The 14,756-nt window shown below is 63.6% G+C and carries 12 protein-coding genes; 7 read left to right on the forward strand and 5 right to left on the reverse strand.

The annotated features are described in order from the left end of the window. The first annotated feature begins 8 nt into the window (after positions 1-8). The 6 genes from BM062_RS02785 to rmuC all read left to right on the forward strand — a co-directional run bounded on the left by BM062_RS02785 (position 9) and on the right by rmuC (position 7,817). Entirely contained in the window at positions 9-1,079 is a 1,071-nt protein-coding gene (locus BM062_RS02785; protein WP_092392857.1) for a nucleoside hydrolase, read from the forward strand. A 101-nt stretch (positions 1,080-1,180) separates the two neighbouring features. After that, positions 1,181-2,272 (forward strand): chorismate synthase, encoded by a 1,092-nt coding sequence (gene aroC, locus BM062_RS02790; RefSeq protein ID WP_092392859.1) that lies wholly within the window; start codon positions 1,181-1,183, stop codon positions 2,270-2,272. Positions 2,273-2,466: 194 nt separating this feature from the next. Continuing rightward, positions 2,467-3,051, forward strand: coding sequence for a DUF4126 domain-containing protein (locus BM062_RS02795; protein WP_092392861.1), 585 nt, complete (start codon positions 2,467-2,469; stop codon positions 3,049-3,051). Positions 3,052-3,288: 237 nt separating this feature from the next. Further along, positions 3,289-5,790, forward strand: coding sequence for an ABC transporter permease (locus tag BM062_RS02800; protein WP_092393542.1), 2,502 nt, complete (start codon positions 3,289-3,291; stop codon positions 5,788-5,790). A gap of 139 nt (positions 5,791-5,929) precedes the next feature. Continuing rightward, positions 5,930-6,313 (forward strand): group II truncated hemoglobin, encoded by a 384-nt coding sequence (locus BM062_RS02805; RefSeq protein WP_371326543.1) that lies wholly within the window; start codon positions 5,930-5,932, stop codon positions 6,311-6,313. Between the two features lie 37 nt (positions 6,314-6,350). Next, positions 6,351-7,817, forward strand: a complete 1,467-nt coding sequence (gene rmuC / locus BM062_RS02810; protein WP_092392865.1) for a DNA recombination protein RmuC — start codon at positions 6,351-6,353, stop codon at positions 7,815-7,817. Positions 7,818-7,865: 48 nt separating this feature from the next. On the opposite strand, the gene BM062_RS02815 is transcribed toward rmuC, so the two are convergent. The 5 genes from BM062_RS02815 to BM062_RS02835 are packed head-to-tail and all read right to left on the reverse strand — an operon-like array spanning position 7,866 to position 14,126. Next, complete coding sequence (locus tag BM062_RS02815) at positions 7,866-8,681, reverse strand: heme ABC transporter ATP-binding protein (RefSeq protein ID WP_092392867.1); 816 nt, start codon at positions 8,679-8,681, stop codon at positions 7,866-7,868. A gap of 25 nt (positions 8,682-8,706) precedes the next feature. Further along, complete coding sequence (locus BM062_RS02820) at positions 8,707-9,819, reverse strand: FecCD family ABC transporter permease (protein ID WP_092393544.1); 1,113 nt, start codon at positions 9,817-9,819, stop codon at positions 8,707-8,709. An 18-nt stretch (positions 9,820-9,837) separates the two neighbouring features. Next, entirely contained in the window at positions 9,838-10,716 is an 879-nt protein-coding gene (locus BM062_RS02825) for a heme/hemin ABC transporter substrate-binding protein (RefSeq protein WP_092393547.1), read from the reverse strand. 14 nt (positions 10,717-10,730) lie between these two features. After that, entirely contained in the window at positions 10,731-11,837 is a 1,107-nt protein-coding gene (locus tag BM062_RS02830) for a hemin-degrading factor (RefSeq protein ID WP_092393550.1), read from the reverse strand. 39 nt (positions 11,838-11,876) lie between these two features. Then, a complete protein-coding gene (locus tag BM062_RS02835; RefSeq protein WP_371326535.1) occupies positions 11,877-14,126 on the reverse strand; it encodes a TonB-dependent hemoglobin/transferrin/lactoferrin family receptor in 2,250 nt (749 codons plus the stop codon). Positions 14,127-14,490: 364 nt separating this feature from the next. Here BM062_RS02835 and BM062_RS02840 point away from each other — a divergent pair, with 364 nt between their 5' ends. Then, a complete protein-coding gene (locus BM062_RS02840) occupies positions 14,491-14,754 on the forward strand; it encodes a hypothetical protein (protein ID WP_092392869.1) in 264 nt (87 codons plus the stop codon). Positions 14,755-14,756 lie beyond the last annotated feature (2 nt).

Consider the following 14,756-nt stretch of genomic DNA (forward strand, 5'->3'; position numbering starts at 1 on the left):
GACAGAGAATGACAAGACACTCACTGGAGGATGCCACCATGGCTCGCCGTAATTTCCTGGCCCAGGGCAGCAGGCTGCTGACCGGCGGCCTGCTGCTCAGCGCCATGCCGATGGGTTCAGCCCTGGCGGCGACGGCTGGCTCCGTGCCGCTGATCATCGACACCGACCCTGGCGCCGACGACGTGATCGCCTTGCTGCTGGCCTTGTCGGCCCGCGACAAGCTGGACGTGCGGGCGCTGACCACGGTCGCCGGCAACGTGCAGCTGAACACCACCTCGCGCAATGCGCGCATGGTGCGCGAATGGGCCAGCCGGCCGGATGTGCCGGTGTATGCCGGCTGCGACCGCCCGATGCTGAGGACGCCGATCTATGCCGCCGAAGTGCATGGCGCGGAAGGCGTCACCGGCGTCAAGGTGTTCGAGCCGAAACAGCCGCTGGCCAAAGGCAATGCGGTGCAATACCTGATCGATACGCTGCTGGCTGCGAAACCGCAAAGCATGACGATCGTGACGCTCGGGCCGCAAACCAACCTGGCCATGGCGCTGATCGAAAATCCCGGGATCAGGCAGGGCGTCAAGGAAATCGTGATGATGGGCGGCGCCCATTTCAACGGCGGCAATATCACGCCGGCCGCGGAATTCAACGTGTTCGCCGATCCGCACGCCAGCGACGCGGTGTTCAAGAGCGGCTTGCCGATCACCGTGATCCCGCTGGACGTGACGCACAAGATGCTGACCAGCCCGGAGCGCATAGACCGCCTGCGCAAGATCGGCAACCAGGCCGGCAAGATCGCCGCCGACATCCTCGACGCCTATGTCGAGCACGATATCAAGCAGTACGGTTTGCCGGGCGGCCCGGTGCATGACGCCACCACCATCGGCTACCTGCTGCGGCCGGAGCTGTTCAAGGGCCGAATGGCCAATGTCGAGGTCGATACCCGGGAAGGGCTGACGTTCGGCGCCACCGTGGTCGACTACTACCGTTCGACCAAGCGCCCCGAGAACGCACGCTGGATCACGGAAGGCGACACCCAGGGCTTTTTCGACCTGCTGACGCTGCAGCTGGCGAAACTGCCCTGACCAGGGGATGCTGAAAAGGCAATGATTTTGCCAGCCAGGTAGCCCCTGAGGGGCGGCGCTGGTAAAATCATGTCTTTCAGCCTCCTTTTATCTGGATCATCATGCCCGGCAATACCTTCGGCAGTCTGTTTAGCGTCACCAATTTCGGCGAATCCCACGGCCCGGCCATCGGCTGCGTGGTGGATGGCTGCCCGCCTGGCCTGGAACTGTCCGAAGCCGATATCCAGCCTGACCTGGACCGCCGCAAGCCCGGCACTTCGCGCCACGTGACGCAGCGCCAGGAGCCGGACACGGTAGAGATCCTGTCCGGCGTCTACGAAGGCAAGACCACCGGCACTCCGATCATGCTGCTGATCCGCAACCAGGACCAGCGCAGCAAGGATTACGGCAATATCGTCGATACCTTCCGTCCCGGCCACGCCGACTTCACCTACTGGCAGAAATACGGCATCCGCGATCCGCGCGGCGGCGGCCGGTCGTCGGCGCGCCTGACGGCGCCCATGGTCGGCGCCGCGGCCATCGCCAAAAAATGGCTGCTGCAGCAGTATGGGACTACCTTCAAGGGCTGCATGAGCCAGCTGGGTGAAATCCCGGTCGCTTTTGAGTCCTGGGACCATGTCCCCAACAACCCGTTTTTTGCCGCCAACGTCAGCCAGATCGCCGAACTTGAGGCGTACATGGACGCCTTGCGCAAGGATGGCGATTCCTGCGGCGCGCGCATCGATATCGTCGCTTCCAAGGTGCCGGTCGGCCTGGGCGAGCCTTTGTACGACAAGCTGGACGCCGAAATCGGCTACGCCATGATGGGCATCAACGCCGTCAAGGGCGTGGAAATCGGCGCCGGCTTTGCCTCGGTGGCGCAACGGGGATCGCAGCACGGCGATGAAATCACCCGCCACGGCTTCCTGACCAACAACGCCGGCGGCATCCTGGGCGGCATTTCCAGCGGCCAGGACATCACCGTGTCGATCGCCATCAAGCCGACCTCCAGCATCCGCACCCCGCGCCAGTCGATCGACAAGCAGGGCAATCCGGCCACGGTCGAAACCTTCGGCCGCCACGATCCTTGCGTCGGCATCCGCGCCACGCCCATCGCCGAGGCGATGCTGGCCCTGGTGCTGATGGACCATGCCTTGCGCCACCGCGCCCAGTGCGGCGACGTACAGGTTGCGCCGCTGGTCGATTCCAGGTAATCCGGCAGCGCGCCGCCGTGTTGCGGCGGCGGCTTTTCTTCCCTCTTTTTCTGTAATCCTGTGGCAGATTTTGCCGGCGGGATGGCTATTCTTGCGCGGCTGGCGTAGATTTAAGTTACGCTAACAACCTGTCGGACTTAGGATGATCGGCGCTAGCGTGCCAAAACGGAACCAGACCGCGGAGAGGGGACATCATGATCGATACACTATCTAGCGCTGCGCTTGCCGGCGGCTTGTCCTGGGCCAGCGGCCTCCGCCTGTACATGGCGCTGTTCATCGCCGGCTGGTTCGGCCGCATGGGCTGGATCGACCTGCCGCAGGCGCTGCAAGTACTGGAATCGCCATGGGTGATCGGCGTGACCGGCCTGCTGGGCGCCATCGAGTTCCTGGTCGACAAGATTCCCGGCCTCGATTCGGTCTGGGACGCGGTCCACACCTTCATCCGGATTCCGGCCGGCGCCATCCTGGCGGTGGCCGCCATGGGCCACATGGACCCGGCCTGGACCACGATAGCGGCGCTGATCGGCGGCACGTTTGCACTGGGCGCCCATGCCACCAAGGCCGGCAGCCGGGCCATGATCAACACCACGCCGGAACCGCTGAGCAACTGGACCGCCTCGTTTGCCGAAGACGCGACCGTGATGGGCGGCCTGTGGGCAGCGTTTTTCCATCCCTGGCTGCTGTTTGCCTTCCTGTTCCTGTTTTTCCTGTTTGCGATCTGGCTGCTGCCTAAATTGTGGCGCGGCCTGCGTTGGGTTTTCCAAAGGCTTGCTACATAATCCTGGATCCGGTAGTTGACCGCTCACTGATATCTGACAAGTTTTACGTATTGTGACTTTCTTTTTTTTAATGACGCTCATTTTTTTGTGAGAGCGCTACGGGTGCGATTGCACACTTTTCCGGCTCTCTGCCGTCGTTGCTCCTCCTAGTGGAATGGAGTACACGTCGTCGTCGCGCCTAGCCAGAGAGCCGGAAAAATGCACACTCGCACCCGTTCAACTACCGGATCCAGGATGATATTTTTGCAGTCCCTACGCATGACCCGCCGCGACTGGCGCGCGGGTGAATTACGTTTCTTGCTGATAGCACTGATCGTGGCCGTCGCCTCCTTGTCGGCAGTCGGCTTTTTTGTAGACAGGATGCGCGCCGGCCTGAGCCGCGATGCGCACCAGCTGCTGGGCGCCGACCTGCTGATATCCGGTGACCAGCGCATCAGCCCCGGCTGGCGCAGCGAGGCGCAACGGCGCCGGCTGACCCTGGCCGACACGGTGGTATTTCCCAGCATGGCCATTGCCGACGAGGGCGACAGCGCCCGGTCGCAGCTGGCTTCGCTCAAAGCCGTCAGCGCCGGCTACCCGCTGCGCGGCAGCCTGGTGGTCGCCGACAAGCTGGGCGGGACCGATACAGTTACCCGGCAGGTTCCCGCCGCAGGCACGGTATGGCTGGACGCCAACATGCTGAGCGCGCTCAACCTGGCGGTGGGCGATCCGCTCAAGCTGGGCGACCGTACATTCAAGATAGCCAAGGTGCTGGTGGTCGAACCCGACCGCGGCAGCGGCTTCATCAATTTTGCGCCGCGCGTGATGCTGTCCATGGCCGACCTGGCTTCCACCAACCTGGTGCAGGACGGTTCGCGCGTGACCTACCGCCTGCTGCTGGCCGGCGCGCCGCAGCAGGTGCAGGATTTCCAGCAATGGGTGGAAAGCGACATCAGCCGCGAAAACCTCAAGGGCGTGCGTATCGAGGGCCTGGAAAACGGCCGTCCTGAAATGCGCGCGACGCTCGATCGCGGCCAGCAGTTCCTGTCGCTGGTCGGTTTGCTGTCGGCCCTGCTGGCGGCGGTAGCGGTGGCGATGGCGGCGCGCCGCTTCATGCTGCGCCACCTGGACGCCTGCGCTATGCTGCGTTGCCTGGGTTTGACGCAGAACCAGGTAACGCAGCTGTATTTGCTGGAATTCCTGCTGGTCGGGCTGGCCGGCAGCCTGGTCGGCGTCGCGCTGGGTTTCGGCGCGCATTTCATGCTGCTGGATTTGCTGGGCACGTTTGTCGCCAGCGACTTGCCGCCCGCCAGCGTGTTGCCTGCGGCACAGGGCCTGGTCACCGGCTTGCTGCTGCTGGTCGGGTTTGCCTTGCCGCCTATCCTGCAACTGCGCAACGTGCCGCACAACCGCGTGATCCGGCGCGAGCAGGATGCGCCGCAAGCGCTGGTGCTGGCGACTTACCTGCTCGGCACGCTGACATTTGTCGGCTTGCTGCTGTGGCAGGCCGGCGATATCAAGCTGGGCCTGCTGACGGCGCTCGGATTCTTGGGCGGCTTCGGCTTGTTCGCCTTGCTCGGCTGGCTGGCGTTGAAAGGTTCGCGCCATGTGCGCGGCCTGTCGCGTCATCCGAGCTGGCGTTTTGCGCTGACCGCGCTGCAGCGGCGGCCGGTGGCCACCGTGGTCCAGATTGTCGCCTTGTCGCTGGGGCTGATGGCCTTGCTGCTGCTGACGGTGATCCGCGGCGACCTGGTCGGCGCCTGGCGCCAGGCCACGCCGGCGGACGCGCCCAACCGCTTTGTGATCAATATCCAGGACGACCAGCGCGCCGATATCACGCAACGCCTGCAAGCGGCCGGCATCGCCCAGCCGCAGCTGTTCCCGATGATCCGCGGCCGCCTGACCCAGGTCAACGGCAAGCCGATCACCGCTGACACCTATCCCGACGACCGCGCCAAGCGGCTGGTCGACCGTGAGTTCAACCTGTCCACCATGAACCAGGTGCCGGCGCAGAACACGGTGACCGCCGGCCGCTGGTTCGACGATAGCCGGCCCGAGGCATCGGTTGAGGAGGGCCTGGCCAAGACCTTGAACCTGAAGCTGGGCGACAAGCTGCAATTCGACATCGCCGGCCAGCTGGTGACCGCGCCGGTTACCAGCCTGCGCAAGCTGGAATGGGGCTCGATGCGCGTGAACTTCTTTGTCATCCTCAACCCCAAGCTGATGACCGAGATGCCGCAAACCTGGATCACCGCTTTCAATCTGCCGGATGCGCATATCAATTTCGGCAACCAGCTGACGCGCGATTTTCCCAACCTGACGGTGGTCGATATCGGCAGCGTGATCAAGCAGATCCAGGGCGTGATCGACCAGGTGGTGGCGGCGGTCGAGTTCCTTTTCCTGTTTACCCTGCTGTCTGGCGCGCTGGTGCTGTACGCGGCCCTGGTCGGCTCGCAAGACGAGCGCACCCGCGAAGCCGGCCTGCTGCGTGCGCTGGGCGCAACCCGCAAGCAGCTGTCGCAATCGCAATGGATCGAGTTTGCCCTGATCGGCAGCCTGGCCGGCTTCCTGGCGGCCAGCGGCGCCGCGGCAACCGGCTGGGCGCTGGCGCATTACGTATTCAGCTTTACCTGGACCTTCAGCCCGCTGGTGTGGCTGGCGGGGATGGCGATCGGCGCCGCCTGCACGTTTGCCGGCGGCTGGGTCGGCCTGCGCCATGTATTGAACCAGCCGCCCCTGCAAACCCTGCGCGAAGCCTGACGCCCCGCGCGGCGGGGGCACTGAGTTACGTCAATTAGAGGATAATGCCAGCTTACGCTAACACTATCTCCCCATGACTACAGAACACACTACTTCCGCCAGCGAGCCGGGGGACCAGGAACAAGCCAGTCTCTACGACATGATAGGCGGCGCCGGCAAGCTGCGCGAGTTGGTCGACCGCTTCTACGACTTGATGGACCTGGAGCCGCAGTTCGCCGTGATCCGGGCCTTGCATCCGACCACGCTCGACGGTTCGCGCGACAAGTTCTACTGGTTCCTGAGCGGCTGGAGCGGTGGCCCCGACCTGTACATAGAACGCTTCGGCCATCCGCGCCTGCGCGCGCGCCACCTGCCGTATGCGATCGCGACGCCGGAACGCGACCAGTGGCTGCGCTGCATGGCGCTGGCGATGCAGGATGTCGGCATGGAGGAAAGGCTGCAGGAGCATTTGCTGACGTCCTTCTTCCAGACTGCCGACTGGATGCGCAACAAGGCAGATAATCAAGCCGAGAGTCAGCCGTGATTTCAACGCAATCCATTTTTAGCCTATTGAAGAATACATGACATCAACCGAACTGCTCATCCTGCTCGCCGTCGCCGCCGTTCTCATCGTGCTGCAGATTATTGCCATCGTCCGCGGCTCGCGCGGCGCCGATCCGGCGCAGCAGCTGGCGCAGCTGCAAAACGACCTGCAGCGCCACCAACAAGATATCGGCGAACGCCAGCAGCGCGAACTGCGCAGCGAGGTGCAGACCAGCGCCCAGGGCATGCGGCAGGAACTGGGCAGCAATTTCGGCCAGCTGCAGCAGACGCTGGCAGCGCAGATGACCAGCGTCGCCACCTTGCAAAACAACCAGATCGATGCCTTCGCCCAGCAACTGGTCAAGCTCAACGAAACCAACGCCCAGCAGCTCGACAGCATGCGGCTGGCGATGAACCAGCAGGCGCAGACCAATCGCGAGGAACAGGCGCAGTCGCTGAAACGTTTCGGCGATACGCTGAACCAGACGCTGGCGGCGCTGACCGAATCGAATGCGCAGCGCATGGCGGAAGTGCGCGCCACGCTGGAGGCCAAGATCAAGGATCTGCAAAACGACAATGGCTTGCGGCTGGAAGAAATGCGCAAGACCGTCGATGAAAAACTGCACGCAACGCTGGAGCAGCGCCTGGGCGAATCGTTCAAGATCGTGTCCGACCGCCTGGAAAAAGTCCATCAGGGCCTGGGCGAGATGCAGCAGCTGGCGATCGGCGTCGGCGACCTCAAGCGGGTGCTGACCAACGTCAAGACGCGCGGCACCTGGGGTGAAGTGCAGCTGGAAATGCTGTTGGAACAGGTGCTGACGCCGGAGCAATACGCAAAGAACGTGGAAACCGTTCCCGGCAGCGGCGAACGGGTCGAGTTCGCCATCAAGCTGCCCGGCAACGACGATGGCGGCACGCCGGTGTGGATGCCGATCGACGCCAAGTTCCCGAAGGAACAATACGAGCGCCTGGCCGACGCTGCCGACCGCGCCGATGCCGAAGGCGTGGCGCAAGCCTCGCGCGAGCTGGAGCGGGCGGTGCGCGGCGAAGCCAAGACCATCGCCGAGAAATACCTGTCGCCGCCGCTGACCACCGATTTCGCCATCCTGTTCCTGCCGACCGAAGGCTTGTACGCCGAGGTCATGCGTCGTCCCGGCCTGGCCGACGAATTGCAGCGCGTGCACCGGATCAGCATCGCCGGCCCGTCAACCTTGTCGGCATTGCTGAACAGCTTGCAGATGGGATTCAGGACGCTGGCGCTGGAGAAACGCTCGTCGGAAGTATGGCAAGTGCTGGGGGCGGTCAAGACCGAATTCGGCAAGTTCGGCGACGTCCTGGCGGCCACCAAGCTGACCCTGGAACGGGCTGCCAAGAATATCGACCAGGCTGAAGTACGCAGCCGCCAGATGGCGCGCAAGCTGAAATCGGTGGAAGCCTTGCCGAGCGACGCCGCGCAGCTGCTGCTGGGCAAGGACCCGGAACTGGCGCCGGACGAGGAAAGCTGAAACAACATCGCCGGCGTCGATCTGTTGCCGGCCCGGTTGCGGGTGACGTCAAGCCGGCATCGCAAACGGCGGTTTGCCGCTTTGCCGGATCACCTCGACATCAATCCCCAGGCAAGCCTTGACCACATGCGGCGTCATGGTCAGCGCCGGCGTGTCTTGCACCAGCAAGGCGCCGTCCGCCAGCCAGGCCAGCTGGTCGGCATAACGCGCAGCCAGGTTGGGATCATGCATGATCGCCAGCACGCCGAGATTCCATTCTTTCGCCAATTGCCGCAGGGTGCCAAGCAAATGGTGCTGGTGCGCCAGGTCCAGCGCTGCGGTCGGTTCGTCCAGCAACAGGTAGCGCGGGCTGGGCGGCATACCTTCGTCGCCATGTTGCGGCCGCAACTGCGCCAGCACCCGGGCGAACTGTACCCGCGCCAGTTCGCCGCCGGAGAGCGTGGTGACGTCGCGCTCCGCCAGCGCCGCGGCGCCGGCCAAAGCCAGTGCTTCCATCGCGATCAGACGATCGCCGAGGCTGTTGCCGTCGCCATGCGGATAGCGGCCCAGCAGGGCGATTTCCATGGCCGTGAACGGAAACGAAAACTGCACGCTTTGCGGCAGCACTGCGCGGGCAGTCGCCAGTTGCTGCGGCGTCATGCGCGCCAGCGGCACGCCGTCGAGCGCGATATCACCGGTCAGCAGGGCGTCGTTGTTTTGCAGCTTGCCGTGGAATTCGCCCGACATGGCTTTCAGCAAAGTGCTTTTGCCGGCGCCGTTACGGCCCAGCAGGGCGACGATTTCGCCCGGCCGGATATGCAGGCTGAGGTTGCGCAGGATGGTTTTGCTGCCGCGTCGCAGGGACAGGTCGCTGGCGATTAACATGATCGGATTCCAGGCAGGTTGGTTGTCATAAGCCGAGTTGTCCGCGCCGGCGCCATAGCAGCACCATGAAGAACGGCCCGCCCAGCAATGCGGTAAGGATTCCCAGCGGCATTTCGGCCGGCGCCGCTACGGTGCGTGCGATCAGGTCGGCAACCAGGGTCAGGATGGCGCCGAACAGCAAGGCACCAGGCAGCACTACGCGCTGGTCGGGGCCGCAAACCAGGCGGATGCAGTGCGGCGCTACCAGGCCGATGAAGCCGATGGCGCCGGTGCAGGCCACCAGTGCGCCGACGCACAAGGCGCTGGCGATCAGCACCTGGCGCTTGATGGCTTGCACCGGCACGCCGAGGTGCATGGCTTCGGCTTCCCCCAGCAGCATGGCGTTGAGCGCCGCCGAATGGCGCGCCAGGGCGGCGATGCTGAACACGACTACCGGCGTCGCCACAGCCAGCAAGGACCACTGCGCGCCGGCCAGGCTGCCCAGGTTCCAGAAGGTGAGCGTGCGCAGCTGGTCGTCGCTGGCGACGTAGATCAGCAAGCCGATGGCGGCGCCGACGATGGCGTTGACGGCGATCCCTGCCAGCAGCAGCAAGGGCAGCGCCAGGCGGCCGCGGGCAGCTGCGATGCGATACACCAGCATGGCCACCGCCAGGGCGCCGATGAAGGCCGCCAGCATGGGGGCATAGATGCCGACCATGCGCAATGCGTTGGGCCACAGCGTGGCGCCCAATACGATGGTCAGCGCAGCGCCGAGCGCGGCGCCGCTGGAAACGCCGATCAGGCCTGGATCGGCCAGCGGATTGCGGAACAAGGCTTGCATGGCGCTGCCGGCGGCGCCGAAACCGCAGCCGACCAGGATCGCCAGCAGCACCCGCGGCAGGCGGATATCGAGCAGCACCGCGCGCGTTTGCGCATCGGCCATGCCCAGCTCTCCCGGCTGGAGGCCCTGCCACAGCAGCAGCGGGATGCGCCATGGATCGATCTGGTAAGCGCCGAGCGCCGCGCATAGCAGTGTAGTCACGGCCAGCAGCAGCGACAAGCCGGCCAGCACCGTGCGCTGCCGGCCTTTGCGCGGCAATTCAGGCACGCGGACAACCGGGGCGGAGCCCGGCAAGGCAGGGGGAAAGGAAGTTGACATCGCGGCAGTGATCAAGGTTCAGGCATGCAGCTGGGCTGTCAACCGGGTCAGCGCTTGCGGCAGGCGCGGGCCGAAGCCCAGCAGCAACAGCGAATCCATGTCGGCCACCACGCGCCGGTTTTTCGCGGCCGACGTCAGCGACAGGCCCGGGCTGGCAAGCAGGCGCTCGATGCCGCCTATCGCCACCAGGCTTTCGCTGGCAATCATCAGGATGTCGGGAGCGCTGCTGACCGCACTTTCCGCGGTCAACGGCTTGTAGCCTTTGAAGCCGTTGCCATCCGAAGTGGCGTTGATCGCGCCGGCATAGCGGATCATGGCGTCGGCGGCGGTATCCCGGCCGGCCACCATGGCTTGGGTGCCGCTATTGCTGAGGATGAACAGCACACGCGGCGCCTTGGTTTGCTTTTGGACCGATGCCAGCGCGGTCTCCCATTCACTGTCGAAACGCTGCAGCAGCGCCTTGCCGCGCGCTGGCAGGTTCAGCGCGGACGCCACTCCTGTGATTTTTTCGCGCACGGTATTTACGTCGTGCCGTTCGCCCAGGCGGATCACGCGCACGCCGGCAGCGGCAATCTGCTGCAGCGTAGCCGGCGGGCCGGCGTCGGCCGAGGCCAGCAGCAGGTCGGGATGCAGCGACAGCACGCCTTCGGCCGACAGCGCACGTTGGTAACCCATCTTGGGCAGCGCCTGCGCCGCGGCGGGATAGGTGCTGGTGGTGTCGGCGCCGATCAGCACTGCGCCGGCATCCAGTGCATACACCACTTCGGTCAGCGCGCCGCCGGCCACCGCCACCCGGCGCGGCTGCCTGGCGGATTCCGCCTGGGCTGCCGCCAGGCCGGGCAGAGCGCTCAGCAGCAAGCCGGCTGCGCCGCTGCCCAGCAGCAGGCGCCGTTGCATATCGATAAGCGGCTTCACGCGTGAGCCTCCGCCATGCTTGCCGCCAGCGGCAGGGACAGGGCTGCGCTGCGCCAGGCAGCCAGTTCCGGCTGGCCCGGCTTGCGTACGCCGAACAGCATGGCGATGGTGTTGCCTTCATGGTCGAACAGTTCGAGCGAGGTGACTTCGCCGTCGCTGGTCGGTTTGCTGACCACCCAGCTGGAGACGATCAGGTCTTCCCGCAAATGCAGGTTGAAGCCGGGATCGAGAATATTCAGCCAGGACCCCATGACCTTAACATTGCTGACTGCCCCGGAATGGATCCGGATCATGCCGCGGTTGCCGACAAAAACCATGATGGGCAAGGCGCCGGCGGCCGCCTGTTCCAGGATGGCGCGGGTGGCGCTGTTGTCAACCTGGCGCACGAATTGCGGCGGCGCCAGCCGCAACGCCTGGGTCCGGCTGAGGCCGAAATCGCGCAGCAGGCCGAAGAACTGGTGGGTGTCGGTCATGCCTTTCCAGGCCGCGCGGAAGCCGTCGCCATCGATCTCGGCATCGGGTTTGTCGATGGCGGCGGGCGGCACCGGTTCGACTGCCATGCCAGGCAGCTGTTCGGGATCGGACCAGCGCGCCACCAGGGCGTCGAAGGCATCGTGATTGCTGTGTTCACGCAAGAACACCTTGTGCACCGCTTCGCCATGCAGGTCGTAGAACTGCAGGCTTTTTTGCCAGGTCTTTTCGGCGCCGCGCGCTACTTCTTCAATCACGGCGCAGGCGAAGCGCCATTGCTTGTAGAAAATCCGCAAGTCGATGGCTTCGCCCAGAGCCAGGCCGACTTGCCCGTTGTGGCTCATCTTTTCGTAGACGCCGTCTTTTTCGTGCACAGCGCTGTCGTTGCGGGTCAGCGCCATGACCGGCCCCAGCAGCGGCACTTCTTCAAGCAGCTCGATAAACTGAGGCCGCAGCCGGATGGCTTCGGCGCCGACGCAGGCGGCGATGGCTTCGCCTTCGGAGACGCCGATCGCTGCGGCTGCATCGCGATTACGCAATTTTTTTTCGCGTTTGGCGTTCAAGAAATCCGTGCGCAATTGCTGCGGGTCGTGTTGCGGGTCATATTGCTGATGATGGCTGGTGGCAGACATGGTTTTCTCCTGGTCCGGGAAATGGAATGGATGGCGCAATCAATACTGGAATTTGAGGCCGACGTTGAAGTTGCGGCCTGGCGCGGTATAAGCGTCGGCGACGGTCGTGTTGCCCGCCAGTCCGCGCACGTCCGACCAGTTCCAGTACTGGCGGTTGAACAGGTTGTGGATGCCGGCGAACAGCGCGACGTTCTTGCTGATGTTGTAGCCGCCGCGCAGGTCGACCACGAACGCGGAAGGCGGCGCAAAATCGCTTTGCTTGCTCATGTCGCTGCGGCGTTTGGCGCTTTGATAGATGAAATCGGTCTGGCCATACCAGAGTTCGCTGGGTTCGTAGCGCAAGCCGAATACCGCCATGAAAGGATTGACGGTGTCTAGCGGTGTGCTGCTGCCGTCGGCGCCTTCGGTATGGCCTTTGGTATACGCCATGCCGGCCTTGATCCCCAGGCCGTTGGCCAGCTGCCAGTCGATCCTTGCTTCGGCGCCGCTGATGCGGGCGCGGGCTCGGTTGACGTACTGGTAGATGAAAGGATCGACGAACGGCCGGCCGCTGCCCTTCACGATTTCCTGTGAGATGAAGTTGCTGTAGCGGCCGGTGAACGCGGCCACGCTATAGCGCAGGGTGTCGTCGCCGCCGCCGAGCTTGCCGCGCAGGCCGATTTCAAAGGTGTTGCTGGTCTCTGGTTTCAGGTCCGGGTTGCCGATGGTGGCGTAACCGTAGACCGGGTTGCCGAAGCTGTTGTTGACCTGGTCCGGCGTCGGCGTGCGGAAGCCGCGTGCGTACTGGATGTAGGGCAGCAGCGCCGGGCTGATCTCGTACATCAGCGCCAGCCGCGGCGAGACCGCATTGCCGCTCGACTTGGTGGCTTGGCCGGTGTAGGACGGATCGTTCTCGTCCGGGGTCAGGCGATAGCCGTCGAAACGCAGCCCGGGCATGATGCTGAGCGGACTGGTTTGCGACAGGCGGATTTCATCCTGGATGAAGGCGCCGAACAGTGAGTAATCGGTATTCGGGAATGCCTTGTTGGGAAACGGCGATTCGCCGACGCCGGGAATGGTGCCGTCGCGCAGTCCGCTGATGCGCGCCGTGCTGAGGTCGAAGCCGTAGATCAGCTTGTGCTGCAGGCCGCCCGTGGCGAAGCCGCTTTCCGCCTGGACCGAACCGCCGTAGGTGCTTTCCCGGTAAGTATTGTCGCGGGTGCGGTCGACTGCCGGGAATCGGTCTTCATAGGAGAACTGGTGGTTCTTCGCATCCTGGTAGTAGATCTGCGCGTGGGCGTTCTGGAAGTAAGGATTGCCGCCATCCTTGAAATCGTAGGCCAGACTGTAGCGATTGCGCTCCAGCTTGTCGTTGGCGCGCAGCGCCAGGGTGCTGGCGGCGACCGCCGACAGCACGATGGAGTCGGTTTTCTGTTCCTGGTGATTGATGGCTGCAGTGAAAGTGGCCTGGGCGCTGGCCTTGAACACCAGTTTTCCGAGCAGCGCGTTGCCGTTGCGGTTTTGCGGATTGGCAGTGTCGCGGTTGGGGCCGCTGATGTCGCGCCTGCCTTTGGTGTCGACCTCATGGCCGGTACGTTTGTTGGCGATCAGCAAACCTTCGAAGCGTTCGCCGCCGAAAGCAGCGACGGCGGTGGTTGAGGTGCTGCCGTCGATGGAATCGTAAACCGGCTTGATCGAGAAATAGGTCTGCTTGTTGAAAATCTTCAGGAAATCGGAAGGATCCTTGGTGATGAAGTTGACCGCGCCGGTCAGGCCGTCGCTGCCGTACATCGCCGATGCCGGGCCGCGCAGGATTTCCACCCGTTTATACATGTCCATCTGCATGTAGTCGCCGCGCCCCGCCTCCAGCGGGCCGAAAGAAAACGAGCTGGGCAGGCGTATGCCGTCTTCCATCAGCAGGATGCGGTTGCCTTCCAGGCCCCGGATATTGATGCCTTCGTTGCCGCCGCGGCCGCCGGCGGTAGCCGCCGACGACGGCCGGTAAGGGCCGCGCCTGACGGTGACGCCGGGTTCATAGCGCAGCAGGTCCTTGACGTCCCTTGGCTGCTGTTCTTCGATAGTGTCGGCGTTGATCACCGAGATGCTGCTAGGCGTGCGCGCCACGGCGGTTTCGCTGCGGGTGGCGGTGACCGATATTTCATCGAGCGTGTGACCGGGGGCATAGCTGCCGGCCAGCAGTTGCGGCGCGCTCTGCGCAAAAACCGGCAGCGAAGTTGCGATCGTGGCGAACACGGCAAAATTGGCGGCCGCAGGCAATCCCGGCAGGCGGGTTGGGTATAAAGTGGGCAAAGCGTCGTACTCCAAAACAATCAAACTTGTTGAGTGGCTGGCGACGCTGGTGATGCGGCTGGCTGAAAAAGAGAGGTGGGGATGGGCAAGCTATAAAGCTTGTATAGATCCAATTATAAATGAGAATTATTATTATTTGTGAGATTCACTAAACAGCAGCAGATTTTTATCGCCGGGGACCAGCATAGTTACATCTGGTAGCAACTATGCATGATTGGAAATAGTGGAGCAATAAGCGCTGGCCTATACTGTGGGCATAGCAGATGCTGGAGGGATGGAATATCTCCACATTTGTCCGCAATAAATAGAAAAACCGGAGTTCACCGCAGTTTACTGAACAGAACCGAAAGAAAAGGAGTTCACCATGCGTACGCTCATAATTTTGGCCGCAGTCGCCATGCTGGCCGGTTGCGCCACGGATGCCGAACGCGCCGCCCAGGCGCAGCGCGATGTCGACCAGATGATGCGCGTTTATGGTCCGGCTTGCGAACGGCTTGGATATAAAGGCAATACCAACGAATGGCGCAGTTGCGTGCTGCGGCTCGACACAAAAGACAATACCGAACGTTATCCGACGACTACAACCTGTTTTGGCCACCCCGGTTTATTCCAGTGCAATACGTTCTGACG

Origin of the sequence: Collimonas sp. OK412 (genome assembly GCF_900112135.1) — a bacterium.
Classification (GTDB): domain Bacteria; phylum Pseudomonadota; class Gammaproteobacteria; order Burkholderiales; family Burkholderiaceae_D; genus Collimonas; species Collimonas rhizosphaerae.

What these genes read in the sequence shown, in the direction of transcription:
- BM062_RS02785 (WP_092392857.1), top strand. Translation starts at nt 9, where the DNA reads ATGACAAGACACTCACTGGAGGATGCCACCATGGCTCGCCGTAATTTC.
- aroC (WP_092392859.1), top strand. Translation starts at nt 1,181, where the DNA reads ATGCCCGGCAATACCTTCGGCAGTCTGTTTAGCGTCACCAATTTCGGC.
- BM062_RS02795 (WP_092392861.1), top strand. Translation starts at nt 2,467, where the DNA reads ATGATCGATACACTATCTAGCGCTGCGCTTGCCGGCGGCTTGTCCTGG.
- BM062_RS02805 (WP_371326543.1), top strand. Translation starts at nt 5,930, where the DNA reads ATGATAGGCGGCGCCGGCAAGCTGCGCGAGTTGGTCGACCGCTTCTAC.
- rmuC (WP_092392865.1), top strand. Translation starts at nt 6,351, where the DNA reads ATGACATCAACCGAACTGCTCATCCTGCTCGCCGTCGCCGCCGTTCTC.
- BM062_RS02815 (WP_092392867.1), bottom strand. Translation starts at nt 8,681, where the DNA reads ATGTTAATCGCCAGCGACCTGTCCCTGCGACGCGGCAGCAAAACCATC.
- BM062_RS02820 (WP_092393544.1), bottom strand. Translation starts at nt 9,819, where the DNA reads ATGTCAACTTCCTTTCCCCCTGCCTTGCCGGGCTCCGCCCCGGTTGTC.
- BM062_RS02825 (WP_092393547.1), bottom strand. Translation starts at nt 10,716, where the DNA reads ATGCAACGGCGCCTGCTGCTGGGCAGCGGCGCAGCCGGCTTGCTGCTG.
- BM062_RS02830 (WP_092393550.1), bottom strand. Translation starts at nt 11,837, where the DNA reads ATGTCTGCCACCAGCCATCATCAGCAATATGACCCGCAACACGACCCG.
- BM062_RS02840 (WP_092392869.1), top strand. Translation starts at nt 14,491, where the DNA reads ATGCGTACGCTCATAATTTTGGCCGCAGTCGCCATGCTGGCCGGTTGC.